This window comes from Pseudomonas sp. Os17 (genome assembly GCF_001547895.1).
GTDB lineage: Bacteria > Pseudomonadota > Gammaproteobacteria > Pseudomonadales > Pseudomonadaceae > Aquipseudomonas.
In genome coordinates this window covers 6,536,960-6,563,465 of record NZ_AP014627.1, presented here as the reverse complement: position 1 = coordinate 6,563,465, position 26,506 = coordinate 6,536,960, and the positions used below count along the sequence as shown (strand labels likewise).

The window sequence follows — 26,506 nt, the reverse complement described above, 5'->3', positions numbered from 1 at the left end:
AGCGGAGTTCCGTGACCCGTCAGTCAAGGTTTTCGACCAGCAGGACGGCGCCCTCCTGGCCTATCACCCGCACCCGGGCCCCCACCGGCGCGTCGGCGCCCTTGGCGATCCACACCCCGTCGGCGACCTTGATCCGGCCGCGGCCGTCGATGATCGCCTGGTGCACGACGAAGGTCTTGCCGATCAGTTCCTGGCCCCGCAGGTTCAGGTTCGGCTGGTCGCTGGGGCGGACCACGCTGCGCTGGCGTCGCCACCAGTACAGGGCCGTCAGCACCGACAGCAGGCCGAACAGGAAAAACTGCACCTCCCAGGACAGCCCGGGAATCAGGAAGGTCAGGGCCCCGACGAAAGCGGCTGCCAGTCCGATCCACAGCAGATAGCCGCCGGCACCGAACACCTCGAAGATCAGCAGGAGGGTGCCCAGGGCGAGCCAGTCCCAGAACGACAGGGTTTGCAGGTATGCCAGCATGGTGCGTGCCTCAGCCTTTCTTGCCGTCGAACGTGGCCTTGACGATTTCGCCAATGCCGCCCACGGCGCCGATCACCTGACTGGCCTCCAGCGGCATCAGAATCACCTTGCTGTTGTTGGCGGCCGCCAGCTTGCCCAGGGCATCGATGTACTTTTGCGCCACGAAGTAGTTGATCGCCTGAACGTTGCCGCTGGCGATCGCCTCGGACACCACCTGGGTCGCCCGGGCTTCGGCTTCGGCTTGACGCTCCCGGGCTTCGGATTCGAGGAACGCCGCCTGGCGCTCGCCCTCGGCTTCCAGAATCTGCGCCTGTTTCTTGCCTTCGGCCGTGAGGATGGCCGCCGCCCGCAGGCCTTCGGCTTCGAGGATCTGTGCGCGCTTGACCCGTTCGGCCTTCATCTGCCCGGACATGGCCGCCATCAGGTCGGCAGGAGGGCTGATGTCCTTGATTTCGATCCGGGTGATCTTGATGCCCCAGGGCGCGGTGGCTTCGTCGACGGTGCGCAGGAGTTTCTCGTTGATGCCGTCACGCTGGCTGAGCATCGCGTCCAGTTCCATGGACCCGAGCACGGTGCGGATATTGGTCTGCAGCAAGTTGCGGATGGCGTGCTCGAGGTTGTTGACCTCGTAGGCGGCCTGGGCCGTGTTGACCACCTGAAAGAAGCACACGGCGTCGATTTGCACCGTGGCGTTGTCGGCGGTGATGACTTCCTGGGGAGGGATGTCCAGCACGCTTTCCATGACGTTGATCTTGCGACCGATGCGGTCCATCACCGGAATGATGATGTTCAGCCCCGGCTTGAGGGTGTTGGTGTAGCGGCCGAAGCGCTCCACGGTCCATTGATAGCCTTGGGGCACGACCTTGAAGCCCATGAACACCAGAGCTACCGCCAGGGCGACGAAAAGTAACAGTACGCTTCCGATCTGCATCACATTCACCTGCTCAGTCATTGCTCAAGGGGACGGTGAGCACGAGTGTAGGGGGCTGCCCGTTCTGACGTTGGGATACCTGGGCCCTTGCATCATCAGGACACACAACACCGCTTCGATCCGCTCAAAGCTGGAAGCGGGTGACCGACGTCTGCAAAGTGGCCACGGAGTTTTCCATCTGCTCCACCGTGAGGGTCAGGTCCCGCATGGCCTGGCTGTTGCGCCGTGCCACCTGGCTGATCATTTCCACCCGCTGGGCCACTTCGCTGCCGGCCTTGGACTGTTCGCCGATGGTGTGGGAAATCTCTTCCACCATCAGTGCCGAGCGCTGGGCGCCCTGGCGAATCTCGTTGATCGACGTCCCCGCCTGTTGGGCCATGTGCACTCCGTCGTTGACCCGGCTGACTCCGGTTTGCATGCTGCTGACCGCCTGTTCGGTGGTTTCGCGGATGCGCTGGATCATGCCGGTGATCTCCCGGGTGGATTGCGCGGTGCGCGCCGCCAGGTTGCGCACCTCGTCGGCGACCACGGCAAATCCGCGTCCGGCCTCGCCGGCCCGGGCCGCCTCGATGGCGGCGTTCAGGGCCAGCAGATTGGTCTGCTCGGCAATGCCATTGATCACCTGGATGATCGAGTGGATCTCTTCCGAGGACTGTCCCAGGGCGGTGATGCTCTGGGACGAATTGTTCACCGCTTCGGCAATGTGGCTCATGCCGTCCACCACCCCTAGGATGACCTGGCCACCGCTGCCGGCCAGGGATTCGGACTGGGCGGCGATGCTCTGGGCGTTGCGCGCATGCTCGGCAACCTGGGCAATGTTGCTGATCATCTGTTCCATGGCGGCGGCCATGTTGGTGGCGCCGTCGGCCTGCTCGGTGGCGCCGTCGGCAATGCCCAGTGAGGTGTCGCTGAGGCTGTGGGAGCGTCCTCGCAGCTCCTCGCTCTCGTGGCGGATGGTGGTGATCATCTGCCGCAGGTTGTCCTGCATTTCACCCAGGGCCTGCTGCAACTGCCCCGCTTCGTCCCGGCTGTCGATACTGATGACGGTGGTCAGGTTGCCCTGGGCGATGGCCCGGGCGGTGGCGACGGACTTCTCCAGGGGCTTGAGTACCCGGATGAGCAACTGGCGGGTCAGCAGGCACAGGATCAGGGCGGCAATCAGGCTGCCGCCAATCAGCCACCCGGCCGCCTGGCGCACGGCATGTTCACTGTCCTGGCGAGTTTGGGCGGAGCTGGCTTCGATCTTGCTGCTCAGTGCCGTGTTGCGGGATTCCACTTCGCTGAAGCGCTGGGAAAACTCCTGCATGTGCTGGCGTGCCGCCTGCGGATCCTTGAGGGCCTGTTCGGCGATGCTTTCGGCGGCGTGAATGTAGCTCTCCAGGACCGGCTGCAGCTCGCTGATGGCATCGCGGATATCCGGCGCCAGGGGCAGTTTGGCGTTTTCCGCCAGAGCCTTGCGGAACCACTCGCCGTGTTCCCGCAGGCTGCTACGCACCTCCTCGCCGGCCGCAGTGTCGCCGGGTTCGCTGCTGAGCGCCTCCAGCACATCGGCCCGCAGGGCGTCGTGCATCATGTCCGCTTCCAGGTGGTTGCGCAGGGCGCTGGCATTGAGTTCATTGTCCTGCAGGGCGCCGGCCAGGCGCGATTGTCCCCACAGACCGAGGCCCGCCACCAGGGCAATGGCCAGTAGGCTGAGAACCCCGGAGGCGATCATGTTTTGACGAATATTCATGCCTGGCTTCCTGCTCGTTTTGGCGGTAACTGAAGCGTAGTCCAGCGCTCGCGGTTCGCCGCTGGTCGAGTGCTCGGTTATCCGTCCGGGTTCTGCGGCGTGACCCGCAATACCTCCTCGAAACTGGTCAGGCCTTCGGCGAGTTTGCGTGCGGCGACCTGGCGCAGGCTGTGCATGCCGTCCTCGGCGGCCTGACGGCGCAGATCGGCGAGATCGAGGTCGCTTCGGATCAGGGCCCGGAGCGCGGCGCTCAAGGGCATGACTTCGTAGACCGCAGTGCGTCCGTGGTAGCCGGTGCCCCGACACTCGGCGCAGCCCACGGCGCGCATGCTCTGGCGCGGTGGTGGCGCTTGCCGGGGATGGATCAGGTTCTGCCAGTCGTCGCTGGCGAGTGCGGCGGGGGCCTTGCAGTGTCGGCACAGGGTGCGCACCAGGCGCTGGGCCATGACCCCGACCAGGGTGGCCCTGAGCAAATAGTGCGGCACGCCCAGTTCCAGCAGGCGGCTGATGGCGGCCGGGGCGTCGTTGGTGTGCAGGGTGGACAGCACCAGGTGCCCGGTGAGCGCGGCCTGGATGGCCATTTCCGCTGTTTCCAGATCACGGATCTCGCCGATCATGATGATGTCCGGGTCCTGGCGCATCAGGGCCCGTACGCCGCTGGAAAAACTCAGGTCGATGTTGGGCTGGACCTGCATCTGGTTGAATGCCGGTTCGATCATCTCGATCGGGTCCTCGATGGTGCAGAGGTTGATTTCAGGCGTCGCGAGCTGCTTCAGGGTGGTGTAGAGGGTGCTGGTCTTGCCCGAACCGGTGGGCCCCGTGACCAGGATGATGCCGTGGGCCTGGGAGGTCATGGCCTGCCAGCGGCTCAGGTCCTCGGCGCCAAAGCCCAGTTGGTCGAAGTCCTTGAGCAGCACCTGGGGATCGAAGATGCGCATGACCAGTTTTTCGCCGAAGGCCGTGGGCAGGGTCGACAGGCGCAGCTCGATTTCGCTGCCTTCGGGAGGGCGGGTCTTGATCCGGCCGTCCTGGGGTTTGCGCTTTTCTGCGACGTTCATGCGTCCCAGGCTCTTGAGGCGGCTGACCATGGCCAGGGTGACCTGGGGCGGAAACTGATAGACGTTGTGCAGCACACCGTCGATGCGAAAGCGCAGGGTGCCGTGTTCGCGGCGTGGTTCGATATGAATGTCGCTGGCCCGTTGCTGGAAGGCGTACTGGAACAGCCAGTCGACGATGTTGACGATGTGGGCGTCGTCGGCATCCGGTGCCTGATCGTTGGCTCCCAGCTTGAGCAGTTGTTCGAAGCTGCCGGGGCCGCTGGTCTTCTGTTCGCTGCTGGCGCCGCTGACCGACTTGGCCAGGCGATAGAACTCCAGGGTCAGGCGCTGGATATCCGCCGGGCTGGCCACGACCCGGCGGATCGGGCGCTTGAGCACATGGACCAGATCGGCCTCCCAGCTCCTGACATAGGGCTGGGCGCTGGCCACGGTAACGCTGTGGGCATCCACCGCCACGGCAAGGATCTTGTGCCGTTGGGTGAAGGCGAAGGAGATCAAGGGGGTGATGCCGGCCACGTCGATCCGTAACGGATCGATGCGCAGGTAGGGCTGCCCCGCCTGCCGCGCCAGCCAGGCGGTGAGGCTGTCCAGATCCAGGTGTTGCCCAGGGTGCTGTCGGTCGGGCAACTGCCGGCTGGCGATGAACTCAAGAGGATGCAGGCTCGGGTCGGCCCCCTGGCGAGCGGCGCTCATGGCCTGTTCGGCGGCGTCCTGGCTGATGCGCTGCTGGGCCAGCAGCTCACTCAGCAGCTCGCTGAGATCCAGCCAGCGGTCCGGGGACACCTGGGCGGCGTTCATGGGGACTCCTCGGCAGCGTGGCCCAGAGTCGGGTCTCTGGTCGCAAACTGCCAAGAATAGTCGCATCGGACGGCATGGCCGCCGGCCAAGGGTTGCAGGGTTTTACCGGCCTCAGCCAGCGGCCTGCAGGCGCGAGGCCTCCACCAATTGCAGCTCCACCGAGCTGACACTGATCAGGTTGCGCAGCTTGTCGCCGATCACCCGGGCCCGGTGCCAGCTCAGGCCCGCGAGCTCCACTTCCATATGCAGCGTGTCGTCCTGCTGGATGACCGCGACCCGGTGCGGCACCAGGAGCTGCAGGGCGAAATGGTTGAGTACCCGGCACAGCACGTCGGCCTCGACATCGGCGAGCAGCTGGTAGTGCACGTGGCACGGGGCATTGTCGGGGTTCCAGACATCGGCGCGGGTCGCAGGGCTCGGGGCGGGGCTGTGAAAGGGCATGGCGGTCTCCAGGTCAGTGGAGAAATTTTTACATTCGGTTTCGGGTTTTTCTTATCTAAGATGCAGACAATTCGCCTGTTTTCGAATTAGATAATTCGACTTTTAATAATTTTAGGGGTTGATTATGCAAAGCGAGCTGGATGCCTACGATCGCCGGATCCTGGCGTTGCTGCAAGACGACGCGTCGCTTTCCAGCGCCCAGATTGCCGAACAGGTGGGGTTGTCCCAGTCGCCTTGCTGGCGACGGATTCAGCGCATGAAGGATGAAGGGGTGATTCGCGGTCAGGTGACCTTGCTCGACCGCAAGAAGATCGGCCTGAACACGCAGATCTTTGCCGAGGTCAAGCTCAACGCCCATGGACGCTCCAACTTCACCGAGTTCACCGAAGCCATTCGCGGTTTTCCCGAGGTGCTGGAGTGTTATGTGCTGATGGGGGCGGTGGACTTCCTGTTGCGAATCGTGACGGCGGATATCGAAGCCTACGAGCGGTTCTTCTTCGAGAAGCTGTCCATGGTGCCCGGCATTCAGGAGGTGAACTCGATCGTCGCCCTGTCGGAGATCAAGTCCACCACCAGCCTGCCGGTATTGCGCTGAGGGCGAGCGATTACAGGCGCAGCAGGGTCTTCCAGGCGCGGTTCTGGAACACCGCGATGGCTTGCTGCTTGCGAGCATCGAGGGCTTCGTCGGTGATCGGTTCGTTGGCCAGTTGGGCCAGCTTGTTCAGTTCACCGTAGAGGCGGTCCAGCTCGGCGATGTCCAGTGCGGCGCGGGCATGGTGCAACCAGGCCTGGATGCGTTCGATCCGTGGCAGTTGCTCGGCCAGGTCTTCGGGCTGCTGCTGGTAGCGCGGCAGTTGCAGCGAGGTGGCTTCTTCGGCCAGCAGGCGTGGCAGCCAGCTGCCCAGTTGCGCCGCGCCCTGGCGGTTGCCACGGGTGTTGCGCTCGGCAGTCCAGGAGCGGGCCAGCAGCCAGCGCGAAGTGTTCAGGGAGAACAGGCCCCAGCGCACGTCCTGCAGCTCTTCGATGAATTGCTCCGGCGCGGCCTTGCGCACGTCTTCATCGTCGAGGCCGGCTTGCACCAGCGGGCGCCAGTCTTCCAGCAGGGCATCCAGGGCACTGCGCAGTTCGGCAGTGGACTGGCGCGGCGCGGCCTGGCCCAGGCTGCTGGCCAGGGCCCGCAGTTCGGCGAGGTTGTCCACCCAGTCCTGCAGCAGGCGCCAGTGGCCGTTGAAACGATACTGTTCGGCCAGGCGCTGGCTGCTGCCCAGCAGATGCCAGGCCAGGGCGGCGAAAGCGTCGTCCAGCGGGGTTTCGGCGCTCAGCTGTGGCGCCGGCAGGCTCAGGGAGTAGCTGCCTGCATCGAACAGGCGATAGCCGCGCTCGGCCTTGCTGATGTCGCAGGGCATCAACGGCAGGGTGAGGGCCAGTTCCGCGGCCAGTTCCAGCAGCGCGGCCGGTTCGCCTTCGCGCAGTTCCAGCTCCAGCTCGCAGATTTCTTCCTTGTGCTTGCCGGCAATCACCTGGCCCAGGTCCAGGGCGGCTTCGATCACCACCTTGGTCTTGCCCCGGCCCCAGGCGATTTCTGCACGCTCGCGGACAAAGTCGGTGGTGAACAGCGGCTTGAGGGTCTTTTTGTCCAGCTCGGCGAGGGCGTCGGGCCAGCATTCGCCGTCGAGTTTCTTCAGGTCGAGCTTGGCCTTGGCCAGTTGCCAGTCGTATTCGTTGCGCTCGGACAGGCCGGCGACGCTCTGACCGCTGGTCTTGAGGGTCTGGATCACCGCGTCACCGTCGCGGCGCAGGCGCAGGGCGACTTTGGCCCGGGCCAGATCGCGTTCTGGGGTGTCGAAGTACTGGTTCATCAGCTCACGGCGTTCCCAGCCACTTTTGTTGCGTTTTTTCAGGAGCGGGTGCTCGCGCAGGGCGGCGAGGGTTTCGCGGCTGACGCGGAGTTTGATTTCGGTTTCTTTCTGCATGGCCGGAAAATCCAGGATCGGGAGTGCAGCCGGAGGAAGAGTTGGCTGCCAAGGCCGTGCAGTGTACAGGACCGGGCGCGTGGAGGCGCCACGACGGTTCCTTCCTCTCGCCCGATGCCTCTATGATGCTGCTCATCTTGGGATTTCCGGAGCCAGCTCATGCCATTGCCGTCCTTGAAGGAGCAGTTCGCCGCACTGATCGCCGCGCCGTCGGTGAGCTGCACCCAGCCTGCGCTGGACCAGTCCAACCGTGAGGTGATCGACTTGCTGGCCGGCTGGCTCGGCGACCTGGGGTTCAACTGCGATATCCAGCCGGTCAGCCCCGGCAAGTTCAACCTACTGGCCAGCTACGGCAGTGGTCCTGGTGGACTGGTACTGGCCGGGCACAGCGACACCGTGCCGTTCGACGCCGCGTTGTGGCAGACCGATCCGCTGAAACTGACCGAAGTCGACGGTCGCTGGGTCGGTCTGGGCAGTTGCGATATGAAGGGCTTCTTCGCCCTGATCATCGAAGCAGTGCGGCCGTTGCTCGAGCAGCCGTTCAAGCAGCCGCTGCTGATCCTGGCCACTTGCGACGAAGAGAGCTCCATGGCCGGGGCGCGGGCCCTGGCGGAAGCCGGGCGTCCCCTGGGGCGCGCGGCGGTGATCGGCGAACCCACGGGGCTCAAGCCGATCCGTCTGCACAAGGGGGTGATGATGGAGCGCATCGATATCCTCGGGCGCAGCGGGCACTCCTCCGACCCGAGCCTGGGCCGCAGTGCCCTGGAAGCGATGCACGACGCCATCGGCGAGCTGCGGGGGCTTCGGCTGCTGTGGCAACGCGAGTACCGCAATCCGCAGTTCAGCGTGCCGCAGCCGACCCTGAACTTCGGCTGCATCCATGGTGGCGACAATCCCAATCGCATTTGTGGCCAGTGTTCCCTGGAGTTCGACCTGCGCCCCTTGCCGGGCATGGACCCGCAGCTGTTGCGCGAGGCCATTCGTCAGAAGCTGGCGCCGATTGCCCAGCGCCATGAAGTGCAGATCGACTATGCCCCGCTGTTTCCCGCCGTGCCGCCGTTCGAGCAGCCCGAGGACGCGGAGCTGGTGCGGGTGGCGGAGCGGTTGACCGGGCATCGCGCCGAAGCAGTAGCGTTTGGCACCGAAGCGCCTTATCTTCAGCGCCTTGGCTGCGAGACCCTGGTGCTCGGTCCGGGTGATATCGCCTGTGCCCACCAGCCGGGGGAATACCTCGAAATGTCACGCTTGCAGCCTACCGTGCATCTATTACGAGAATTGATCGAACATTACTGCCTGACACCGGCCCAGCTTTAAGTAAATTGCCGGTGTTCCTGTCCGTACCCATTGAGGAGAGTAAGCGTGTTGCCAAGCCTGTTCCGACGATAACCATCAGCCCGCTGTGCGTTTTCCGTTTCGTCCTTTTATAGGCTGCTATTTATTTACAGGCTCAGGTTCATGCCCGAATACGTCAATTGGCTTCGCCACGCGTCTCCCTACATCAACGCTCACCGGGATTGCACCTTTGTGGTCATGCTCCCCGGCGACGGTGTTGAACACCCCAACTTCGGCAATATCGTTCACGACCTGGTGCTGCTGCACAGCCTGGGGGTGCGTCTGGTGCTGGTGCACGGTTCCCGCCCGCAGATCGAAGCGCGCCTGGCGGCTCGTGGCCTGACGCCGCATTACCATCACGGCCTGCGCATCACCGATGCGGCGACCCTGGAGTGCGTGATCGACGCCGTCGGCCAGCTGCGCATTGCCATTGAGGCGCGCCTGTCCATGGACATGGCTTCTTCGCCGATGCAGGGCTCGCGGTTGCGGGTGGCCAGCGGCAACCTGGTGACGGCGCGTCCGATCGGGGTGCTGGAAGGCGTCGATTTCCATCACACCGGCGAGGTGCGCCGGGTCGATCGCAAGGGCATCAACCGCCTGCTGGATGAACGCTCCATCGTGCTGCTGTCGCCCCTGGGTTATTCGCCCACCGGTGAAACCTTCAACCTGGCCTGTGAGGACGTGGCGACCCGCGCCGCCATCGACCTGGGTGCCGACAAGCTGCTGCTGTTCGGTGCCGACCCCGGGTTGCTGGATGAAAACGGCAAGCTGGTGCGCGAACTGCGTCCGCAACAGGTGCCGGCCCACCTGCAGCGCCTGGGCAGCAACTACCAGGCCGAACTGCTGGATGCCGCCGCCGAGGCCTGCCGTGGCGGGGTGGGGCGCAGCCATATCGTCAGCTATGCCGAAGATGGCGCGCTGTTGACCGAGCTGTTCACCCGTGATGGCGGCGGCACCCTGGTGGCCCAAGAGCAGTTCGAGCGGGTGCGCGAGGCGGCGATTGAAGACGTCGGCGGGTTGCTGGATCTGATCAGTCCGCTGGAAGAGCAGGGCATCCTGGTGCGGCGTTCCCGCGAGGTGCTGGAGCGCGAGATCGAACAGTTCAGCGTGGTCGAGCGCGAGGGCATGATCATTGCCTGCGCGGCCTTGTATCAGATTGCCGATTCCGATGCCGGCGAACTGGCCTGTCTGGCGGTGAACCCGGAATATCGCCATGGCAAACGTGGCGATGAACTGTTGGAAAGGATCGAGGCCCGGGCCCGGGCCCAGGGCCTGAAAACCTTGTTCGTTCTCACCACCCGCACCGCGCACTGGTTCCGTGAGCGGGGCTTTGTGCCCAGCAGCGTCGAGCGCCTGCCGTCGGCCAGGGCTTCGCTGTACAACTATCAGCGCAACTCGAAGATCTTCGAGAAGGCTCTCTGAGCCTTCCGCTCGTCCCGCAAACGGCAACGCCTCGGTCCCCGGATCGAGGCGTTGTGCTTTATGGACATGTCAGAAAAATTTCATTTCGATACAAAAACTGTAACAAATTGACGGGAGGATAGGCTCTTAGCCATGATTGCGTCGCTTTTTTGATCCTGTTTGACGTTTTGCGCCCAAAACGCATCGGATCATGGGCCGCGGGAGTGGGAAAAATCTTTTCAGTCATAAGCTCGTGAGCGTCTACGCTGGGACGTTCAGCGTATTAGTGGCGAGCTTTATTCCTGAAAGGCATGAAAAAGAATTAAACAATTCTTTTTGGGTTTATGAGTAATTCATTACCCTGCAGGGACCAAATTACGGCGATTAGACCATGGTCGTAGACACAGATCGTTACGATTGACTTATCAGTCACGGTCTGGCGCTAATCGCGCATCTGTGGCACCCGGGCGTTCGATCCGGGGCCAGGAACCACAAGAATTAGAAACGAGAGGAGCGAAACATGAACAAGTCCACCTTGGCCCTGGCTGTGGCCGTAGGGGTTTTGGCGCAGCAGGCAGGCGCCGCCGGTTTCATCGAAGACAGCAAGGCCACCTTGGGGCTGCGTAACTTCTATATCAATACCGATAACCGTGACAGTGATACCAAAGCCGCCAAAGCCCAGAACAAGCAGGAAGAGTGGGGCCAAGGCTTCATCTTCAACTTCACCTCTGGCTACACCGAAGGCACTGTAGGTTTCGGTCTGGATGCGATCGGTTTGCTGGGCGTGCGCCTGGATTCCGGTGGCGGCACCAACGGCGCGACCACCACATCTGCTGGCGGCACCGTTTTCCCGACTCACTCCTCCAGCGGCAAGAACGCTCAAGCGGTGAACGATTACTCCAGCCTGGGCCTGACCGGCAAGGTCAAGGTTTCCCAGACCGAGCTGAAGATCGGCACCCTGCAACCGAACAACCCGGTGATCAAGTACAACGACGGTCGTCTGTTGCCACAAACCTTCCAGGGTGGCCAGATCACGTCGAACGAAATCAAGGACCTGACCCTGACCGCAGGTCAGATCGAACACGCCAAAGGGCGTAACTCGAGCAACAACGAAGGCCTGTCCATCGCCGGTGCCAACGCCAGCTCCAACTACGATGCCGGCAAGTTCAGCAACAAGTTCTACTACGCTGGTGCGGACTACAAGATCACCAAGGATCTGACTGCTTCGTACTACTACGGTGAGCTGAAAGACTTCTACTCGCAGAACTTCCTGGGCCTGGTGCACAACTGGTCCATCGGTCCTGGCGTGCTGAAAAGCGATCTGCGCTACTACCGCAGTCGCGACAACGGCTCCAACGGCGACACCGCCGCTTACTACACCACCGGCTACTACCCCGACAAAGGCCTGTCGGCAATCACCAAGGGCAAGGTCGACAACAACCTGTACAGCTACCTGGCCCTGTACTCGGTTGAAGGTCACACCTTCGGTGGCGGCTACCAGTACAGCAACGGTGACAGCGACTTCCCTTGGCTGAACCAGGGTGACGGTTCGTCCAACAGCACCATCACCGACATGCAGATCCAGAAGTTCGCCCGTGCCGGCGAGCGTACCTGGCAGGCTCGCTACGCCTATGACTTCGCCAAGGTTGGCGTGCCTGGCCTGACCGCCGGCATCATCTACCTGCGCGGCAACAACATCGACACCGCCGGTAAAGTCGGCGCTGCTCAGAAGCTCACCCTGGGCACTGGTGGCACCGAATGGGAACGCGACCTGACCCTGTCCTACGTGGTGCCGCAAGGTCCGCTGAAGAACCTGGGTCTGACCTGGAAAAACGCCATGTGGCGTAACGACATTCCGGGCCAGCGCGACCAGGACGAAAACCGTCTGATCGTCAGCTACTCGATCCCGTTGAAGTAATTCGCGGTTCAAGCCTCGCCCGGCGCAATGCCGGGCGAGGTATTGCTTCAAGTCAGGCCCACCCCCGTGAGCCCTTCCTGAATTCCCCTCTTTGTACAGCGACTCAAGGCCTTCTCGAACCTTGTTGAGAAGGGTGGTCTTCGCCGGTGCGCGCGTCCAGTGAAGAGATTTTTAATATTCCTTGTAGTTCTTAATAAATCGATATTTATTCTTTTTAAATAAGCTCAGGCGCAGGCAGAGTAGCTCCATCACGCACTCACAGGAGCAGCAGCCATGAGCCTCAGACTGGGCGATATCGCCCCCGACTTCGAACAGGATTCCAGTGCCGGCAAGATTCGTTTCCACGAGTGGCTGGGCGACAGCTGGGGCGTGCTGTTTTCCCATCCGGCGGACTTCACCCCGGTGTGCACCACCGAGCTGGGCTTCACCGCCAAGCTCAAGGATGAATTCGCCCAGCGCGGGGTGAAAGCCATTGCCCTGTCGGTGGACCCGGTGGATTCCCATCACAAGTGGATCGAAGACATCAACGAAACCCAGAACACCCGGGTCAACTTCCCGATCCTGGCGGACGCTGATCGCAAGGTGTCGGACCTCTACGACCTGATCCACCCCAATGCCAGCGACACCCTGACCGTGCGTTCGCTGTTCATCATCGACCCGAACAAGAAGATTCGCCTGACCATTACCTATCCGGCCAGCACCGGGCGCAACTTCAACGAAATTCTCCGGGTCATCGACTCGCTGCAACTCACCGACAACTACAAGGTGGCCACGCCGGCCAACTGGCAGGACGGTGACGAAGTGGTGATCGTGCCTTCGCTCAAGGATGAAGACGAGATCAAGCGCCGCTTTCCCAAAGGCTATCGCGCAGTGAAGCCTTACCTGCGCCTGACTCCACAACCCAATCGCTGACCCGCTCACCGCTGCAGGGGCCGGCTTGCCGGCGAAGGCGGCGGTGAGACCGGTGCTAATTTCGCCGATCCTTTCGCGGGCAAGCCCGCTCCTGCGCTGAATGCAGGGGTAACAGAACCATAAAGCAGGGGTTTTAAGGCCGTTTCGACGGCCTATTTTTTTGCCTGGAAATCACCATCACTTATATTCATTTAAGGAATAAACAAATGAAAAAATAAGATTTATGGATATATAAATAGGCTGTTAAGGTCTGTGCAGTCCGGCGAGATCGCATCCCGCGAATCGCTTATCTAGTTCAAGGAATCCCCCGAATGCTGGTGGTCTCTCTCGGTGGCAGTCCCAGTCAGCGATCCCGTTCCGGGGTGCTGCTGGAGTTGGCCAAGCGCTGGTTACAGCACAACGGCGTGGAAGTGGTCAGTTACCAGGTGCGGGACTTCCCGGCCGAGGATCTGCTTCACGCCCGCTTCGACAGCCCCAAGGTCATCGACTTGCTGCAACAGATCGACCAGGCCGATGGCCTGTTGATCGCTACGCCGGTGTACAAGGCGTCGTTTTCCGGGGCATTGAAAACCCTGCTCGACCTGCTGCCGGAGCGTGCCCTGAGCCACAAGGTGGTATTGCCCATGGCGACCGGCGGCAGCATCGCCCATATGTTGGCGGTGGATTACGCCCTCAAGCCCGTGCTCTCGGCGCTCAAGGCCCAGGAAATGCTCCAGGGCATCTTTGCTGAGGACAGCCAGATCGCCTACGGCGAAGGCAGTGTCCAGCCGCAGCTGGCCGAGGCCCTGGAACTGCGCCTGCGTGAAGCGCTGGAGCAGTTCCACAGTGCCATGGCGCGCCGCCCCAAGCCGCTGGATCCACACCTGTTGAATGAACGTCTGTTGAGTGCTCGCTGGAGCATTTGAGCCACACCCCTGATGTGAATTACTGACCTTACTCGCCCGCCAACGGGCAAGCAGGTGCAGCCACAACCCCCACAGCAAAAAGGAGAGCGCCATGCGCCCTGTCATTTTGCGTCGCGGTCTGGTCGCTCTGTTTGCTGCGGCTGTGTCCTTCGGCGCCATCGTTCAAGCTCAAGCCGAAACCCTGCGTATCGGTTATCAGAAGTACGGCACCCTGGTGCTGCTCAAGGCCAAGGGCACCCTGGAAAAGCGCCTGGCGCAGCAAGGCGTGGACGTGAAGTGGACCGAGTTTCCGGGTGGTCCGCAGTTGCTGGAAGGGCTGAACGTCGGTTCCATCGACTTCGGCGTGACCGGCGAAACCCCGCCGGTGTTCGCCCAGGCCGCCGGTGCCGACCTGCTCTACGTGGCCTACGAACCACCGGCGCCCCATAGCGAAGCGATCCTGGTGCCCAAGGACTCGCCGATCAAGTCGGTGCAGGACCTCAAGGGCAAGAAAGTGGTGCTGAACAAGGGCTCCAACGTTCATTACCTGCTGGTTCGTGCCCTGGAAGACGCCGGCCTCAAGTACAGCGACATCCAGACCGTGTTCCTGCCGCCGGCCGATGCCCGCGCTGCGTTCGAGCGTGGCAGCGTTGACGCCTGGGTCATCTGGGACCCTTACCAGGCGGCGGCCGAGCAGCAACTGCAGGCGCGCACGCTGCGCGATGGCAGCGGCATCGTCGACAACCACCAGTTCTACCTGGCGACCAAACCCTATGCGCAACAGCACCCCGAGGTGATCAAGGCCCTGGTGGAAGAAGTGCGGGCGGTGGGCGAGTGGTCCAAGGCCAATCCGCAGGAGGTCACCGAGCAGGTGGCGCCGCTGCTCGGCCTGCCCACTGAGATCACCCTGACCTCGGTGAAGCGCCAGGGCTACGGCGCGGGCTTCCTGACTCCGGAGGTGATCGCCGCGCAGCAGAAAATCGCCGACAGCTTCTATCAGCTCAAGTTGATTCCCAAGCCGCTGAGCATCAAAGACGTGATCTGGACGCCCACCGCCGCAGTGGCCAAAGCGCCGTAAATCGACCCCTTAGGAGACAACTCCATGAGCCTCAACATCTTCTGGTTTCTGCCCACTCACGGCGACGGCCATTACCTTGGCACCGCCGAAGGCGCCCGCGCCGTGGATCATGCTTACCTGCAGCAGATCGCCCAGGCCGCCGACCGCCTGGGGTTTGGCGGCGTGCTGATCCCCACCGGACGCTCCTGCGAGGATTCCTGGCTGGTGGCGGCTTCGCTGATTCCGGTGACCCAGCGCCTGAAGTTTCTGGTCGCCCTGCGCCCCGGGATCATTTCCCCGACGGTGGCGGCGCGCCAGGCGGCGACCCTGGATCGGCTGTCCGGCGGCCGGGCGCTGTTCAACCTGGTGACCGGTGGCGACCCGGACGAACTGGCCGGTGACGGCCTGTTCCTCGACCATGAAGAGCGTTATCAGGCGTCGGTGGAGTTCACCCGTATCTGGCGCCGGGTGCTGGAAGGCGAAACCGTGGATTACGACGGCCAGCACATCAGTGTGAAGGGCGCCAAGTTGCTCTATCCGCCGCTGCAGCAACCGCGCCCGCCGCTGTATTTCGGTGGCTCTTCGGAAGCCGCTCAGGACCTGGCCGCCGAGCAGGTGGACATGGTTCTGACCTGGGGCGAGCCGCCGGCTGCCGTGGCCGAGAAGATCCGGCAGGTGCGTGACAAGGCCGCCAAGCTTGGACGCAGCGTGCGCTTCGGCATCCGCCTGCACGTGATTGTGCGGGAAACCAATGCCGAAGCCTGGCAGGCCGCCGAACGCCTGATTTCCCATCTGGACGACGACACCATCGCCCGGGCCCAGGCGTCCCTGGCGCGCTTCGACTCCGTTGGGCAGCAGCGCATGGCGGCCCTGCATGGCGGCCGTCGCGACCGGCTGGAAGTCAGCCCCAACCTCTGGGCCGGTGTCGGCCTGGTGCGTGGCGGGGCCGGCACCGCCCTGGTGGGAGACGGCCCGACCGTGGCGGCGCGGATGAAAGAGTACGCGGACCTGGGCATCGATACCTTCATCTTCTCCGGTTATCCACACCTGGAAGAGTCCTATCGCGTGGCCGAGTTGCTGTTCCCGCACCTGGATATCGAACGGCCCAAGCTGCCTGAAGCCGCCGGTTACGTCAGCCCGTTCGGGGAGATGGTCGCCAACGACATCATTCCCAAAGCCGCGTCCCAGAGCTGAGGTGCGGCCATGAATGGACAACGCATAGTGCAGCGTCTGGCGCCCTGGGCCCTGCCCTTGCTGCTGCTCGCGGTGTGGCAACTGTCGGTGTCGGCGGGTTGGCTGTCGACCCGCATCCTGCCGGCTCCCAGCGCAGTGATCGAAGCCGGGATCAGTCTGGTGCGCAGCGGTGATATCTGGACCCACCTGGCCATCAGTGGCTGGCGTGCGGGGCTGGGGTTTGTCATCGGTGGCGGTATCGGCCTGGCGCTGGGCTTCATCACCGGTCTGTCGAAGTGGGGCGAGCGGCTGCTGGACAGTTCGGTGCAGATGATCCGCAACGTGCCGCATCTGGCGCTGATCCCCCTGGTGATCCTGTGGTTCGGCATCGATGAGTCGGCGAAGATTTTCCTGGTGGCCCTGGGCACCCTGTTTCCCATCTACCTCAACACCTACCACGGCATCCGCAACGTCGATCCGGCGCTGGTGGAGATGGCGCGCAGTTATGGCCTGTCAGGCTTTGCGCTGTTTCGCCAGGTGATCCTGCCGGGGGCCTTGCCCTCGATCCTGGTGGGCGTGCGCTTTGCCCTGGGCTTCATGTGGCTGACCCTGATCGTCGCCGAAACCATCTCCGCCAGCTCCGGCATCGGCTACCTGGCGATGAACGCCCGGGAGTTCCTGCAGACCGACGTGGTGGTGCTGGCCATCGTCATGTACGCGGTGCTCGGCAAGCTGGCGGATCTGGCCGCACGTGGCCTGGAACGGGTCTGGCTGCGCTGGCATCCGGCCTACCAAGTGGCCAAAGGCGGTGCCCAATGACGGCTCAACAACCTCCACGGCTGCTGCGGGGCATTCCCCTGGCCGTGCGCAAACTGCAAAAGACCTTCGGCTCGCGCCAGGTGCTGCGGGAAATCGACCTGCACATTCCCGCCGGCCAGTTTGTCGCGGTGGTGGGGCGCAGCGGTTGCGGCAAGAGCACCTTGCTGCGCCTGCTGGCCGGACTCGACCAGCCTTCGGGCGGGGAGTTGCTGGCGGGCTCCGCGCCCTTGAGCGCCGCCATCGAAGACACCCGGTTGATGTTCCAGGAAGCGCGTTTGCTGCCCTGGAAGAAAGTCATCGACAACGTCGGACTCGGTCTGGCGGGCCACTGGCGGCCCCAGGCCCTGGAAGCCCTTGAGGCGGTGGGCCTGGCCGATCGCGCCAATGAGTGGCCGGCGGCGCTGTCCGGTGGCCAGAAGCAGCGTGTGGCGCTGGCCCGGGCCCTGATCCATCAACCGCGGCTGTTGTTGCTGGACGAACCGCTGGGGGCGCTGGATGCCCTGACCCGGATCGAGATGCAGCAGTTGATCGAACGCCTCTGGCAGCAGCACGGTTTTACCGTGTTGCTGGTGACCCACGATGTCAGCGAGGCGGTGGCGATTGCCGATCGGGTGATCCTGATCGAGGACGGCGAGGTGGGGCTGGACCTGCACGTCGAGCTGCCGCGTCCGCGCGTGCGCGGTTCCCATCGCCTGGCGGCCCTGGAAACCCAAGTCCTCAACCGCGTGCTGTCACTGCCCGGCTCGCCGCCGGAACCGGAACCTGTTTCACCCTTGCCCACGCAGTTGCGTTGGGCGCTTTAGAGCAGCGGCAAGTTTTCAGCTGCAAGCGGCAAGCAAGAGCGTCGCGCTTGTGCTTGCCGCTGAGCGCTTGAAGCTTGCAGCTCTGTTTTTCGACCCTAGGAGAAATACCATGACCATCAAAGCCATCAACGTACGCAACCAGTTCAAGGGCACCATCAAGGAAATCGTCGAAGGCGACGTGCTCTCGGAAATCGATGTCCAGACCGCTTCCGGGATTGTCACTTCGGTGATCACCACCCGTTCGGTCAAGGAGCTGGAACTGTCCATCGGCAGCGAAGTGATTGCCTTTGTGAAGTCCACCGAGGTGTCGATCGCCAAGCTATGAGCGATGCCAGAGATCAGCCCCGAAGGGTGCGAGCCCTTCGGGGCTTTTTCATGGGCGCTGTAAATACCGGTCAGATTTGATACTTTCCCTGCTTTCGGCAAGACCTGAACAGTAAACATGACAACAGAGCAGGGTCCAAACGCAGGGTATCTGGAGTTCGATCGCGACCACTGGTCGGCGTTGCGGGCCGGAGAACCCATGAACCTGTCGCCGTCCGAGATGGACTCGCTGACCAGCCCGACCCAGCCCATGGCGTCCGAAGAGGTGCGGCAGATCCTGCTGCCCCTGTCGCGCCTGCTGCATTTGCATGCAGCCCAGGTGCAGTCGCTCAAGGTGCCCCAGGCCGGCTTCAAGGCCCCCTATGTGATCGGTGTGTCCGGCAGCGTGGCGGTGGGCAAGAGCAGTTTTGCCCGGGTCCTGGCGGCGCTCCTGGCCTATTGGCCGGGCAAGCCCAATGTGCACCTGGTGACCACGGATTCGTTTCTGTTCCCCCTGGCCACCCTGCAGGAAAAAAATATCCTGCATCGCAAGGGGTTTCCCGAGTCCTACGATGAGCCGCTGTTCGTGGATTTTCTCCAGGCCGTGTGCCGCAGGGGCGAGGCGGCGCGGATTCCCATCTATTCCCATGTCCGCTACGACATCCTGGCCGATGAGGCACAGTCGGTGGAGGCGCCGGACATCATCATCCTCGAAGGCCTGAATGTGCTGCAGGGGGAGCGGGGCCAGGGCTTGAATCCCCTGGACTTCATCGACTTCTCCATCTACGTCGACGCGTCCGAGGAGGCGATCAAGGCCTGGTATCTGGAGCGTTTTGTCTACTTGAAGAACACCGCTTTCCAAGCGGCAGATTCCTATTTCAACAAGTACAAGGGGCTTTCGGACCCCGAGGCGTTGTCGGTGGCGTCCGATACCTGGGATAGGGTTAACCTGAAGAACCTTATCGAAAACATCCTGCCGACCCGGGAACGGGCCAACCTGATCATTCACAAATCAGCGGATCACAGCATCGACAGGCTGCTACTGCGGCAAGCTTGAGCGCTCAGAGTGGCGCTGGGCGCTTGGGCAGGTAGGGCGGTAGATATAGGCTCAGGTAGGCGTCGAACACGCGCATGCCTTCCTCGGCCATGCGCGGGGTGATCTGCCCGTGCTGCTGCACCGAGCGGGCATACACCCGGTCCCCGAGCTCCATGGCCAGGGCGAACACGTCCACGTCGGCGGGCAATCTCGGCAGTTCGAAGTGTTGATTGAACAGTGTGTGCATCAGGTCCCCCAGCTCAAGGTCGTGCTGGCGATCGGCCTGGGTGACTTCGGTCAGCCCGTGCTGGGCGAGGATCAGCTGGCGGGCCGCCGCGTCCGCGCCGTAGATGTCGAGCATGCGCTGTTCCACCAGGCGTGACAGGTCACGCCAGCCCTGGAGCCGGTGGTGGTCGATGGGGGCTTGCAGGCAGGCACGAAACGCAGCGTGCACATCGGCGGTCAGGGCCTCCAGCAGGGCCGGGACGCTGGCGAAGAAGTGATAGACCGATGAGGGTGGAATCTGCGCCCGTTCGGCCACGCTGTAGATCGACAGGCTGGCCACGCCCTCGCTGGCCAGCAGGGTCCGGGCGGCCTCGAGTATCGAGTCGATCCGGGCCTGGCTACGTGCACGGGGTTTGCGAAGCGGGGCGGTGCGCGTCATCGGTGTCTCCTACTGGGCAGCGGGCATTGTACGCGACAGTGCGAGGATTCCTGAATCCGCCGACCATGGATCCGAGCCCCAAAAAAAACGCCGCGAGCGGTGAGCTGCGCGGCGTTCTTTATTTTGCGACAACCGCTTACACGGTGTGCAGGTACCAGTTGTACTCGAGGTCGGAGATGGAGTGTTCGAACTCCTCCAGCTCGCTCTCTTTGCAGGCCACGAAGATATCGATGTATTTCGGATCGATGTACTTGGCCATCACTTCACTGTCGTCCAGCTCGCGCAGGGCATCGCGCAAGTTGTTCGGCAGGCTTTGTTCGTTCTGCTCGTAGCTGTTGCCTTCGGTCGGTGCCGGCGGCTCGATCTTGTTGGTCAGGCCGTGGTGCACGCCCGCCAGGACCGATGCCATCAGCAGGTACGGGTTGGCGTCGGCACCGGCGACCCGGTGCTCGATGCGCACCGCATCAGCGGAGCCCGTCGGTACGCGAATGGCCACGGTACGGTTGTCCAGGCCCCAGCTCGGCGAGTTCGGCACATAGAACTGGGCGCCGAAACGACGGTAGGAGTTGACGTTCGGGCAGAGGAAGGCCATCTGCGCCGGTAGGGTCTCGAGCACACCGCCGATCGCGTGACGCAGTGCGGCGTTCTGCTCGGGATCCTCGCTGGCAAAGATGTTCTTGCCATCTTTATCCAGAACCGAAATGTGGACGTGCAGACCGTTGCCCGCCTGGCCCGGGTAAGGCTTGGCCATGAAGGTGGTGTCCATCTCATGGTCGTAGGCGATGTTCTTGATCAGGCGCTTGAGCAGTACCGCGTAGTCGCAGGCCTTGATCGGGTCGGCCACGTGGTGCAGGTTCACTTCGAACTGCGCCGGGGCACTTTCCTTGACGATGGCGTCGGCCGGGATGCCTTGCTCCTTGGCACCTTCCAGAATGTCCTGGAGGCAGTCGACGTATTCGTCGAGATCGTCGATCAGGTAGACCTGAGTGGAATGCGGGCGTTTACCGGAGATCGGTGAGCGTGGAGGCTGTGGACGGCCGTTCACGTTCTCCTGGTCGATCAGGTAGAACTCCAGTTCGAAGGCTGCGCAGATGGTCAGTCCCAGTTCGTCGAACTTGGTCACGACCTGACGCAGCACTTCCCGTGGATCGGCGAAGAACGGATCGCCTTCCAGCTCGTGCATGGTCATCAGCAGCTGCGCGGTTGGGCGCTTCTGCCAGGGTTCATTGCACAGGGTATCGGGGATCGGATAGCAGATTCGGTCAGCATCGCCGATGTCCAGGCCCAGGCCGGTGCTTTCCACCGTAGAGCCATTGATATCCAGGGCAAAGAGGGAGGCCGGCAGGTTGATGCCTTTCTCGTAAACCTTGTGGAGGCTGGTGCGTTCGATGCGCTTGCCGCGCACCACACCATTCATATCCGCAATCAGAAGGTCAACGTACAGAACCTCAGGATGTTCCTTAAGGAACGCGTTCGCTTCGTTAAGCTGAACGGCACGCGGGGGTACCGACATGATGCAACACCTTTGTTGTTAAAAATATCAATCATTGATCTTTTCTGGTTTCAGTCAACCCGAACGGCATGCCGAAGTCAAGTAAGGCTCTTTACGCCCTAATAAAGGGCTACCAAGGCTCTTTTGGGGCAAAACAGGGCATTTTTTGGGACTCGACTGCCTCGGGTAGCGCAGGCTTGAGCGGGCCGTGTTGTATTTTTTACGGGGGTGTTGTGTAAAAAAATGAACAAGGCTAAGCTCGAATCAAACCCATAACAGCAATAATACCGGGGTGTTTCATGTCTCGCCTGCCGTTAATCGGCATCACCGCCTGCTCCAGGCAGATCGGTCTGCATGCTTATCACATCAGTGGCGACGAGTATGTCCAGGCAGTAGCCAGCGCAGCCCAGGGCGTGCCGGTGATTCTTCCATCCCTGGCGCAGCTGCTTTCCCCGTCCGATATTCTGGACGGCCTGGACGGCATCCTCTTTACCGGCTCTCCCTCCAATATCGAACCTTTCCATTACCAGGGGCCCGCCAGCGCGCCCGGCACTGCTCATGATTCTGCACGGGATGCAGCGACCCTGCCCCTGCTGGACGCTGCCGTTGCCGCGGGCGTTCCCGTGCTGGGCATCTGCCGCGGGTTTCAGGAAATGAACGTCGCCCTGGGCGGCAGCCTCCACCAGAACGTGCATGAAGTGCCGCCGTTCATGGACCACCGCCATGATGAAGAGGCCGACCAGCCCCTGGATGCCTGGTACGCACCGGCCCATGACGTGCATGTCCAGGCCGGTGGTGTCCTGGCGGGACTGGGCCTGCCGCAGACGATCCAGGTCAACTCGATTCATGCTCAAGGCGTTGAACGTCTGGCGCCGGGGCTGCGGGTCGAGGCGCTGGCTGTCGACGGCTTGGTCGAGGCCGTTTCGGTCGAAGCAAGCAAGGCTTTTGCGTTGGGGGTGCAATGGCACCCCGAATGGCAGGTAAGCTGCAACCCTCACTACCTGGCCATTTTCCAGGCTTTTGGTGATGCCTGCCGCCAGCGGGCAAAACAACGCGACGCCGAAGCGTCACACAACGCCTGACTTAATAGAGAGTCAGGAAACTCAGCCTAGAGGCATTTATGAGTAACAACCTCGACCAGCTCACCGATTGGTTGAAAGACCACAAGATCACAGAAGTCGAATGCATGATCGGCGACCTGACCGGTATCACCCGGGGCAAGATCTCGCCGACCAACAAGTTCATTGCCGAAAAAGGCATGCGCCTGCCCGAGAGCGTGCTGTTGCAGACCGTGACCGGCGACTATGTCGAAGACGACATCTACTACGAGCTGCTGGACCCGGCGGATATCGACATGGTCTGCCGTCCGGACCATAACGCGGTGTACCTGGTGCCCTGGGCCATCGAGCCCACGGCCCAGGTGATCCACGACACCTACGACAAGCAGGGCAACCCCATCGAGCTGTCGCCGCGCAACGTCCTGAAGAAAGTCCTCAAGCTCTACGCCGACCACGGCTGGCAGCCCATCGTGGCGCCGGAGATGGAGTTCTACCTGACCAAGCGCAGTGACGACCCCGACTACCCGCTGCAGCCGCCGATCGGCCGTTCCGGCCGCCCGGAAACCGGTCGCCAGTCGTTCTCCATCGAAGCGGCCAACGAATTCGATCCGCTGTTCGAGGACGTCTACGACTGGTGCGAACTGCAGGAGCTGGACCTGGATACGCTGATCCACGAGGACGGCACGGCGCAGATGGAAATCAACTTCCGTCACGGCGATGCCCTGTCCCTGGCCGACCAGATCCTGGTGTTCAAACGCACCATGCGCGAAGCCGCGCTCAAGCACGACGTGGCCGCCACCTTCATGGCCAAGCCCATGACCGGCGAGCCCGGCAGTGCCATGCACCTGCACCAGAGCATCATCGACATCAACACTGGCAAGAACGTCTTCTCCAACGAGGACGGGACCATGAGCCAGCTGTTCCTCAACCACATCGGCGGCTTGCAGAAGTTCATCCCCGAGCTGTTGCCGCTGTTCGCTCCCAACGTCAACTCGTTCCGCCGCTTCCTGCCGGACACTTCGGCACCGGTGAACGTCGAGTGGGGCGAGGAGAACCGCACCGTGGGCCTGCGGGTGCCGGATGCCGGTCCGCAGAACCGTCGGGTGGAAAACCGCCTGCCGGGTGCCGACGCCAACCCCTACCTGGCGATCGCCGCCAGTCTGTTGTGTGGCTACATCGGCATGGTCGAGGGCCACAACCCGAGTGCGCCGGTGGTCGGGCGCGGCTATGAACGCCGCAACCTGCGTCTGCCGCTGACCATCGAGGACGCCCTGGAGCGCATGGAAAACAGCAAGACCATCGAGAAGTACCTGGGCCAGAAGTTCATCACCGGCTACGTCGCGGTGAAGCGGGCCGAACATGAAAACTTCAAGCGCGTGATCAGTTCGTGGGAGCGGGAATTCCTGTTGTTCGCCGTCTGATTCGCCGGGCGCCACTGCCCGCCAGTGGCGCCTTCACTGACACTTAGGAGAGATTGATGACTCAAAAAAACCCGCAAACCCGCGAGTGGCAAACCCTCAGCAGTGATCACCACCTGGCGCCCTTCAGTGATTTCAAGCAATTGAAAGAAAAGGGGCCGCGGATCATCACCCACGCCAAAGGCGTGTATCTCTGGGACAGTGAAGGCAATCAGATTCTCGACGGCATGGCCGGTCTATGGTGCGTCGCCATCGGCTATGGCCGTGATGAGCTGGCCGATGCCGCCAGCCAGCAAATGCGCGAACTGCCGTACTACAACCTGTTCTTCCAGACCGCGCATCCGCCGGTGCTGGAGTTGTCCAAGGTGATTGCCGAGATCGCGCCGCAAGGCATGAATCATGTGTTCTTCACCGGTTCCGGTTCCGAAGGCAACGACACCATGCTGCGCATGGTCCGCCATTACTGGGCGATCAAGGGCCAGCCGAACAAGAAAACCATCATCAGCCGGGTCAATGGCTACCACGGCTCCACCGTGGCCGGCGCCAGCCTCGGCGGCATGACCTACATGCACGAACAGGGCGACTTGCCGATCCCGGGCATCGTCCATATCCCGCAACCCTACTGGTTCGGCGAGGGCGGCGACATGAGCCCCGACGAGTTCGGCATCTGGGCGGCCAATCAACTCGAAGCAAAGATCCTGGAACTGGGCGTGGACAACGTCGGTGCCTTTATCGCCGAGCCGATCCAGGGCGCCGGTGGCGTGATCGTGCCGCCAGACAGCTACTGGCCGCGGATCAAGGAGATTCTCGCCAAGTACGACATCCTGTTTGTCGCCGACGAGGTGATTTGTGGCTTTGGTCGTACCGGTGAGTGGTTCGGTAGCGATTTCTACGACCTCAAGCCCGACATGATGACCATCGCCAAGGGCCTGACCTCCGGCTACATCCCCATGGGTGGCCTGATCGTGCGTGACGAAGTGGTGGCGGTGCTCAACGAGGGCGGCGACTTCAACCACGGTTTCACCTATTCCGGGCATCCGGTAGCCGCTGCCGTGGCCCTGGAGAACATCCGCATCATGCGCGAGGAAAAAATTATCCAGCGCGTCCATGAAAAAACGGCACCTTATTTGCAGAAACGTCTGCGTGAGCTGAACGACCATCCGTTGGTGGGCGAGGTTCGCGGGGTGGGTCTGCTGGGGGCGATCGAGCTGGTCAAGGACAAGGCCACCCGGGCGCGCTATCAGGGCCGGGGCGTGGGCATGATCTGTCGGCAGTTCTGTTTCGACAACGGTCTGATCATGCGTGCCGTGGGCGACACCATGATCATTGCCCCGCCGCTGGTGATCAGCGAAGCGGAGATCGACGAGCTGGTAGCCAAGGCGCGCAAGTGCCTGGACCTGACCTTGAGTGCCCTGCAGGGCTGAGTGCTAGGCTTTGATCGCGGTGCTTGCGGGCGCCCTGTTCGAAGCAGGCATAAAGGCCGGTCTTTCCTTGAAAGCCGGCCTTGGATCTTGCCAGACTACCCGCCGTTTTGGTTGCCCGGATATTGGCCGCTGAACGAGTGGTTAAAAAGAATAATTGGAGCATTACGCATGAAGGCATTAGGTATGAAGTTAGCTGGCAAGACCCTCCTCGCCATGTCCCTGATGGGCGTGATGGCGGCGGCAGCACAGGCGGACGATAAAGTGCTGCACGTTTACAACTGGTCCGACTATATCGCTCCGGACACCATCAAGAAGTTTGAAGCCGAGTCGGGCATCAAAGTGGTCTACGACGTGTTCGACAGCAACGAAACCCTGGAAGCCAAGTTGCTCGCCGGCAAATCCGGCTACGACGTGGTAGTGCCTTCCAACAACTTCCTGGCCAAGCAGATCAAGGCCGGCGTCTATCAGGAGCTGGACAAGTCCAAGCTGCCGAACTGGAAGAACCTCAACGAATCGCTGCTCAAGGCGGTATCGGTGAGCGACCCGGGCAACAAGCACGCATTCCCTTACATGTGGGGCTCGATCGGCATCGGTTTCAACGCCGAGAAGGTCAAGGCGGTGTTGGGTGCCGACGCACCGACCAACTCCTGGGACCTGCTGTTCAAGCCGGAAAATGCCGAGAAGTTGAAGGCCTGCGGCGTCAGCTTCCTCGATTCGCCAACCGAGATGATTCCGGTGGCGCTGCACTACCTGGGCTACCCGACCGACAGCCAGGACAAGAAACAGCTGGCTGAAGCCGAAGCGCTGTTCCTCAAGATCCGTCCTTCGATCGCCTACTTCCACTCCTCCAAGTACATCTCCGACCTGGCTAACGGCAACATCTGCGTCGCCGTGGGCTACTCGGGCGATATCTATCAGGCCAAGGCCCGTGCTGCCGAAGCCGGTGACAAGGTCAAGGTCAGCTACAACATTCCGAAAGAAGGTGCTGGCAGCTTCTACGACATGGTCGCCATCCCTAAAGACGCGGAAAACGTCGAAGGCGCCTACAAGTTCATGACCTTCCTGCAAAAGCCTGAAGTCATGGCCGAAATCACCAACGCCGTGCGTTTCCCCAACGGTAACGCGGCTGCAACCCCACTGGTCGATAAAGACATCACCAGCGACCCGGGCGTTTACCCGCCAGCTGAAGTCCAGGCCAAGCTGTACGCGATTGCCGACCTGCCGGCCGCGACCCAGCGCATCCTGACCCGCAGCTGGACCAAGATCAAATCCGGCAAATAAGCCGATTTGCAGCACGACCTGTTGCCGTCGTCATGGCGAGGGCGGCAACAGGAAACAATTAAATGACAGAAAGTTTTGCTGGATTGGTTTATCGAGGGTAAGTTGCGCGCCGGTTTTGTTGCTGGGCAG

Annotated in this window: 24 protein-coding genes and 1 pseudogene; 16 read left to right on the top strand and 9 right to left on the bottom strand. The window is 62.2% G+C overall.

Annotation, left to right across the window (positions count from 1 at the left end; genetic code table 11):
* Window positions 1-19: 19 nt before the first annotated feature.
* From POS17_RS29130 to POS17_RS29110, 6 genes and pseudogenes are all read right to left on the bottom strand, one after another.
* Window positions 20-469, bottom strand: a complete 450-nt coding sequence (locus POS17_RS29130; protein WP_060841624.1) for an NfeD family protein — start codon at window positions 467-469, stop codon at window positions 20-22.
* A gap of 10 nt (window positions 470-479) precedes the next feature.
* A complete protein-coding gene (locus POS17_RS29125) occupies window positions 480-1,400 on the bottom strand; it encodes an SPFH domain-containing protein (protein WP_047306628.1) in 921 nt (306 codons plus the stop codon).
* Between the two features lie 124 nt (window positions 1,401-1,524).
* Window positions 1,525-2,238 carry a methyl-accepting chemotaxis protein gene (locus POS17_RS32875; RefSeq protein ID WP_442963177.1) on the bottom strand — a complete coding sequence of 238 codons (714 nt, stop codon included), beginning with the start codon at window positions 2,236-2,238 and terminating at the stop codon, window positions 1,525-1,527.
* Window positions 2,239-2,379: 141 nt separating this feature from the next.
* Window positions 2,380-2,706: pseudogene (locus tag POS17_RS32870) on the bottom strand (HAMP domain-containing protein); the annotation flags it as partial.
* 503 nt (window positions 2,707-3,209) lie between these two features.
* Window positions 3,210-4,988, bottom strand: coding sequence for a GspE/PulE family protein (locus POS17_RS29115; protein ID WP_060841622.1), 1,779 nt, complete (start codon window positions 4,986-4,988; stop codon window positions 3,210-3,212).
* A gap of 111 nt (window positions 4,989-5,099) precedes the next feature.
* The gene (locus tag POS17_RS29110) at window positions 5,100-5,429 is read right to left on the bottom strand and encodes a hypothetical protein (protein ID WP_060841621.1); all 330 of its coding nucleotides are present in this window, start codon (window positions 5,427-5,429) and stop codon (window positions 5,100-5,102) included.
* Window positions 5,430-5,553: 124 nt separating this feature from the next.
* Between POS17_RS29110 and POS17_RS29105 the strand changes: the two genes are divergently transcribed.
* Window positions 5,554-6,024: an Lrp/AsnC family transcriptional regulator gene (locus tag POS17_RS29105; protein ID WP_016967645.1), complete on the top strand. Its 471-nt coding sequence runs from the start codon at window positions 5,554-5,556 to the stop codon at window positions 6,022-6,024.
* 10 nt (window positions 6,025-6,034) lie between these two features.
* Here POS17_RS29105 and POS17_RS29100 read toward each other — a convergent pair whose 3' ends face one another.
* On the bottom strand, window positions 6,035-7,402 hold the full coding sequence (locus POS17_RS29100) for a CYTH domain-containing protein (RefSeq protein WP_060841620.1): 1,368 nt from the start codon (window positions 7,400-7,402) through the stop codon (window positions 6,035-6,037).
* Between the two features lie 159 nt (window positions 7,403-7,561).
* Between POS17_RS29100 and argE the strand changes: the two genes are divergently transcribed.
* From argE to coaA, 11 genes are all read left to right on the top strand, one after another.
* Window positions 7,562-8,716 carry an acetylornithine deacetylase gene (argE, locus tag POS17_RS29095; protein ID WP_060841619.1) on the top strand — a complete coding sequence of 385 codons (1,155 nt, stop codon included), beginning with the start codon at window positions 7,562-7,564 and terminating at the stop codon, window positions 8,714-8,716.
* Between the two features lie 141 nt (window positions 8,717-8,857).
* Complete coding sequence (gene argA / locus POS17_RS29090; RefSeq protein ID WP_016967643.1) at window positions 8,858-10,156, top strand: amino-acid N-acetyltransferase; 1,299 nt, start codon at window positions 8,858-8,860, stop codon at window positions 10,154-10,156.
* Between the two features lie 499 nt (window positions 10,157-10,655).
* Window positions 10,656-12,053 carry an OprD family porin gene (locus POS17_RS29085; protein WP_060841618.1) on the top strand — a complete coding sequence of 466 codons (1,398 nt, stop codon included), beginning with the start codon at window positions 10,656-10,658 and terminating at the stop codon, window positions 12,051-12,053.
* Window positions 12,054-12,326: 273 nt separating this feature from the next.
* Window positions 12,327-12,965: a peroxiredoxin gene (locus tag POS17_RS29080; protein WP_060841617.1), complete on the top strand. Its 639-nt coding sequence runs from the start codon at window positions 12,327-12,329 to the stop codon at window positions 12,963-12,965.
* 311 nt (window positions 12,966-13,276) lie between these two features.
* Window positions 13,277-13,870, top strand: coding sequence for an NADPH-dependent FMN reductase (gene ssuE, locus POS17_RS29075; RefSeq protein ID WP_060841616.1), 594 nt, complete (start codon window positions 13,277-13,279; stop codon window positions 13,868-13,870).
* A gap of 91 nt (window positions 13,871-13,961) precedes the next feature.
* Window positions 13,962-14,927, top strand: a complete 966-nt coding sequence (locus tag POS17_RS29070) for a sulfonate ABC transporter substrate-binding protein (protein WP_060841615.1) — start codon at window positions 13,962-13,964, stop codon at window positions 14,925-14,927.
* Window positions 14,928-14,951: 24 nt separating this feature from the next.
* Window positions 14,952-16,100: an FMNH2-dependent alkanesulfonate monooxygenase gene (ssuD, locus tag POS17_RS29065; protein WP_060841614.1), complete on the top strand. Its 1,149-nt coding sequence runs from the start codon at window positions 14,952-14,954 to the stop codon at window positions 16,098-16,100.
* A gap of 9 nt (window positions 16,101-16,109) precedes the next feature.
* On the top strand, window positions 16,110-16,898 hold the full coding sequence (gene ssuC / locus POS17_RS29060; protein WP_060841613.1) for an aliphatic sulfonate ABC transporter permease SsuC: 789 nt from the start codon (window positions 16,110-16,112) through the stop codon (window positions 16,896-16,898).
* Window positions 16,895-17,701 carry an aliphatic sulfonates ABC transporter ATP-binding protein gene (gene ssuB, locus POS17_RS29055; protein WP_060841612.1) on the top strand — a complete coding sequence of 269 codons (807 nt, stop codon included), beginning with the start codon at window positions 16,895-16,897 and terminating at the stop codon, window positions 17,699-17,701. Before ssuC ends, ssuB begins: the two co-directional genes overlap by 4 nt.
* 109 nt (window positions 17,702-17,810) lie before the next feature.
* The gene (locus POS17_RS29050) at window positions 17,811-18,026 is read left to right on the top strand and encodes a TOBE domain-containing protein (RefSeq protein WP_011064106.1); all 216 of its coding nucleotides are present in this window, start codon (window positions 17,811-17,813) and stop codon (window positions 18,024-18,026) included.
* A 117-nt stretch (window positions 18,027-18,143) separates the two neighbouring features.
* Window positions 18,144-19,061: a type I pantothenate kinase gene (gene coaA, locus POS17_RS29045; RefSeq protein WP_060841611.1), complete on the top strand. Its 918-nt coding sequence runs from the start codon at window positions 18,144-18,146 to the stop codon at window positions 19,059-19,061.
* A gap of 4 nt (window positions 19,062-19,065) precedes the next feature.
* Here the strand turns inward: coaA and POS17_RS29040 are convergent, their stop codons facing one another.
* Together POS17_RS29040 and POS17_RS29035 are read right to left on the bottom strand one after the other, a co-directional pair.
* Window positions 19,066-19,704, bottom strand: coding sequence for a TetR/AcrR family transcriptional regulator (locus POS17_RS29040; protein ID WP_060841610.1), 639 nt, complete (start codon window positions 19,702-19,704; stop codon window positions 19,066-19,068).
* 136 nt (window positions 19,705-19,840) lie between these two features.
* Window positions 19,841-21,217 carry a glutamine synthetase family protein gene (locus tag POS17_RS29035; RefSeq protein WP_047306546.1) on the bottom strand — a complete coding sequence of 459 codons (1,377 nt, stop codon included), beginning with the start codon at window positions 21,215-21,217 and terminating at the stop codon, window positions 19,841-19,843.
* A 278-nt stretch (window positions 21,218-21,495) separates the two neighbouring features.
* On the opposite strand from POS17_RS29035, the gene POS17_RS29030 reads away from it, so the two are divergent.
* The 4 genes from POS17_RS29030 to POS17_RS29015 all read left to right on the top strand — a co-directional run bounded on the left by POS17_RS29030 (window position 21,496) and on the right by POS17_RS29015 (window position 26,377).
* Window positions 21,496-22,278: a gamma-glutamyl-gamma-aminobutyrate hydrolase family protein gene (locus POS17_RS29030; RefSeq protein WP_060841609.1), complete on the top strand. Its 783-nt coding sequence runs from the start codon at window positions 21,496-21,498 to the stop codon at window positions 22,276-22,278.
* 38 nt (window positions 22,279-22,316) lie between these two features.
* Window positions 22,317-23,675 (top strand): glutamine synthetase family protein, encoded by a 1,359-nt coding sequence (locus POS17_RS29025; protein WP_060841608.1) that lies wholly within the window; start codon window positions 22,317-22,319, stop codon window positions 23,673-23,675.
* A gap of 56 nt (window positions 23,676-23,731) precedes the next feature.
* Complete coding sequence (locus POS17_RS29020; RefSeq protein ID WP_060841607.1) at window positions 23,732-25,096, top strand: aspartate aminotransferase family protein; 1,365 nt, start codon at window positions 23,732-23,734, stop codon at window positions 25,094-25,096.
* A gap of 183 nt (window positions 25,097-25,279) precedes the next feature.
* On the top strand, window positions 25,280-26,377 hold the full coding sequence (locus tag POS17_RS29015) for a polyamine ABC transporter substrate-binding protein (protein WP_060841606.1): 1,098 nt from the start codon (window positions 25,280-25,282) through the stop codon (window positions 26,375-26,377).
* Window positions 26,378-26,506 lie beyond the last annotated feature (129 nt).